Consider the following 3,176-nt stretch of genomic DNA (forward strand, 5'->3'; position numbering starts at 1 on the left):
GCTTGGGGTGCCGGCCCCCCGCCGGTTATTTTCCACACATTCCTTTCACCCCCGGTGCCCCCCGGCGCGGCCGGGGGGGGCCCCCCCCCCCCCGGCGGGCCTCTCCGTGTACACGCCGACGCGGCCGGCGGCCGATTCAGCCCTCCTGGGCCCCCGGACGCCGCCGTCGCGACCACCACATTCCGGCCACGCCCGCGGCGACCAGGGACGCACCCGCCGCGCCCAGCGGGAGCAGGTCACGGGCCGGGCCGGTCTTCGGCAGTTCCTTGTCGCCCGGGCCCGCCGGTTCGTTGTCCGTGCCGAGCAGCAGCGGCGTTGCGGGGGCGTCCGGCGACGGGTTGCTCGTGCCGAACGGCACCGGGCCCTGCTGCCAGAACGTCTTCTTCCCGTCGCTCGTCTGCACGGGCAGACAGATCTTCCCGGTCTTGCCGAGGTCGAACGTCGCGGCGACGGCGTACGACTTCGACTTGCCGGCCGGGAGATTGTCGATCGGGCATGCGAATCCGCTGTTCGAACCTTCCGGAAGTCCCTTCTCGGGTATCGCCGAACACCCCTCGACGTTCTTGACGACAAGCCCGTCGAAACCGACGACCAACAGCCTGATCTTCCCGCTGTCCTTGCTCCCCTCGTTCTTCACCGTGGCGGTAATCGCCGTCTTTTTCGAACCGTTGTCGACCGAGATCTTCCCGGGCAGTGCCGTGGTCGGCTTCACCCCTGCCGGGGCGGCGTCAACCACCTTTCCCCCCTTGCTGCTTGCGGGCCCTTCGTCCTCCGCGCCTGCCGTGCCGGAAAGGATCATCACCGCCGAGAAAGATGCCATGACCAGCGATCCGACGACCGCTGCCGTATGACGAGAACTCATGTTCGTCCCCCTTGCGTCCCCCTGGACTGCGCCTGAATTCGCAGCACTGAAAGAGGTACCACAAGATTTCCCCGCACTATCCTGGTACGGCACGAAGTGTGACCGTTGTGTTTCACTGGAGACGGTCACGGCATCGTGGAGGGGGTGCAGCGAATTGCCGGGGAATACGAACAGCGGTGGTGTCCCAGGGGTATTGGTGGCGGGGCGCTATCGGTTGGTCGAGAGTATCGGCCAGGGGGGAATGGGGCGGGTGTGGCGAGCCGTCGACGAAATACTCGACCGGTTGGTCGCCGTCAAGGAAATGCGGATCGACGGACTCGACGCGGAGGACAGCAGGACCCGCCGTGAACGCACCCTGCGCGAGGCCAGGGCGACGGCCCGGATCGACCACCCCAACGTCGTACGGGTCTACGACGTGGTCGACGAGGGCGAACGCCTCTGGATCGTCATGGAGTTGGTGGCCGGCCGCTCCCTGGAACGGATCCTCGCGGAGACGGGCCCGCTGAGCCCCGGCGAGACGGCCCGCATCGGACTCGGTCTGGTCGCGGCGCTGCGGCAGGTGCACGAGCGGGGCGTACTGCACCGCGACATCAAGCCCGGAAACGTACTCGTGGAGCACGCGGACGGCGTGGCCGGATCCGGACGCGGCAACGGATCCGGACGGGGCAGCGGCAACGGATCCGGAGGCGGCAGCGGCATCGGATCCGGAGGCGGCGGCAACGGTTCCGGCCCAGGACGGCGCGTCGTCCTCACGGACTTCGGCATCGCGGCGATCCAGGACGCGAAGGCGCTCACCATGGTCGGCATGCTGGTCGGCTCGCCCGACTACATGGCCCCCGAGCGCATCTCCGGTCGCCCTCAGGGCCCACCGTCCGACGTCTGGTCCCTCGGAGCGACCCTCTGCGCGGCCCTGGGCGGCCGCTCCCCGTTCTCCCGCGACACCACACTGGCGACCCTGCACGCGGTCCTGTACGAGGAGCCGGAACTCCCCGCCACGTCAGGCCCGTTGCGGGACATCCTGACGACCTTGCTGGCCAAGGAGCCGTCGGTCCGCCCGGACCTGGAGGCTCTGCAGGCAGCACTGGAACCGCTGGCGTTCCCGCCCGAGCCCCGTCCGGTGCCCGAGCCCGGTCCGGTGTCCGAGCCCGGTCCGGTGTCCGCGCCCGGTCCGGTGTCCGCGCCCGGTCCGGTGTCCGCGCCCGGTCCGGTGTCCGCGCCCCGTCCGCAGCCCGACCCTGACCTGCCGGCCACCCTCGGTGGACGAGAAGCAGCCCCGGAGCCGCAGCCGCGGACACCCCTCCCCGCACCGGCGCCCGAATCTCCCACCCCGGCGTACCTCCCAGCGCCCCGGGACCCCCGCAGCCCCGCCCCCGTCCGGGAGCCGCACCAGCACCCACACACCGCACCCACGAAGACGTCCGCGAACTCCCGGACCCCCGTCTCCCTCACCCGCGCACAGGCGGAGACCGAGTCCCGCCCCCACCCCACCCCGCCGGCGATGCCGCCGGGCGAACTCCCCGGCCCGGTCGTCCCGGCGGCCCCCCGCCCCCACCCGCACCCCGGTCACCGACGCCGTACGGCGCTCACCGCCGTGGCGGTCACCCTCGCCACCGCCGGCACCGTCGCGGCGATCCTGCTGGCGACGTCATCCGGCTCACCCGGCGACGGCGACGAGACGCCCCGCGCGGGTTCCTCGGCGTCCGCACCGGCCACCACCGGCGACTCCCGTGGCGGCCCCGGCGGTGCCACTGGAGCCGCCACCGGGGAGACCACCAGGACCACCAGCCCCGCACCCACCGTCGAGGGCACGACCAGGCCGCAGACTCTTCCGCCCGGCACCCACCGGGAGGCCGGTGGATTCGCCTGGGCGACACCCGACGGCTGGCGGCGGGACGTGAAGACGGGCGCGGAGGTGCACTACACCTCCCCGGACGGCTCCCAGGAGCTGGTCGGCAAGTCCTCCCTGGCCCGCGGCGACCTCCTGGAGACCTGGCAGACCTCGGAGCGCAACGCCCACCAGGGCCAGGACTACCGCAAGATCCGCCTGGAGGAGACGACGTTCCGCGGCCACCCGGCGGTGGTCTGGGAGTACACGTTCACACTGAAGGGCGTCCACTGGCACGCCCGTCTGCTCGGCTTCGACGTGACCGGCAAGTCGTACCAGGTCAACACCTGGTACCAGGAGGAGATCGAGCCGGAGGCGCTCGCCACCTACGAGAAGGTCAGGGACGGTTTCACGGTGCTGTAGGCCGGTCGCGGGCGAACGAGAGGGGCCCGGGGGGGGGGGGGAGGGGAGCACCCCCGGGGCCGCACC

At 71.8% G+C, this 3,176-nt stretch carries 2 protein-coding genes; one reads left to right on the top strand and one right to left on the bottom strand.

Annotation, left to right across the window (positions count from 1 at the left end; all coding sequences use genetic code 11):
• Positions 1-136 precede the first annotated feature (136 nt).
• Positions 137-862, bottom strand: a complete 726-nt coding sequence (locus ACFCXS_RS09115; protein WP_376642402.1) for an LPXTG cell wall anchor domain-containing protein — start codon at positions 860-862, stop codon at positions 137-139.
• A 196-nt stretch (positions 863-1,058) separates the two neighbouring features.
• Between ACFCXS_RS09115 and ACFCXS_RS09120 the strand changes: the two genes are divergently transcribed.
• Complete coding sequence (locus ACFCXS_RS09120) at positions 1,059-3,110, top strand: protein kinase (RefSeq protein ID WP_376642403.1); 2,052 nt, start codon at positions 1,059-1,061, stop codon at positions 3,108-3,110.
• Positions 3,111-3,176 lie beyond the last annotated feature (66 nt).

It is taken from the genome of Streptomyces sp. NPDC056373 (assembly GCF_042262425.1).
In the GTDB taxonomy this organism is placed as follows: Bacteria; Actinomycetota; Actinomycetes; order Streptomycetales; family Streptomycetaceae; genus Streptomyces.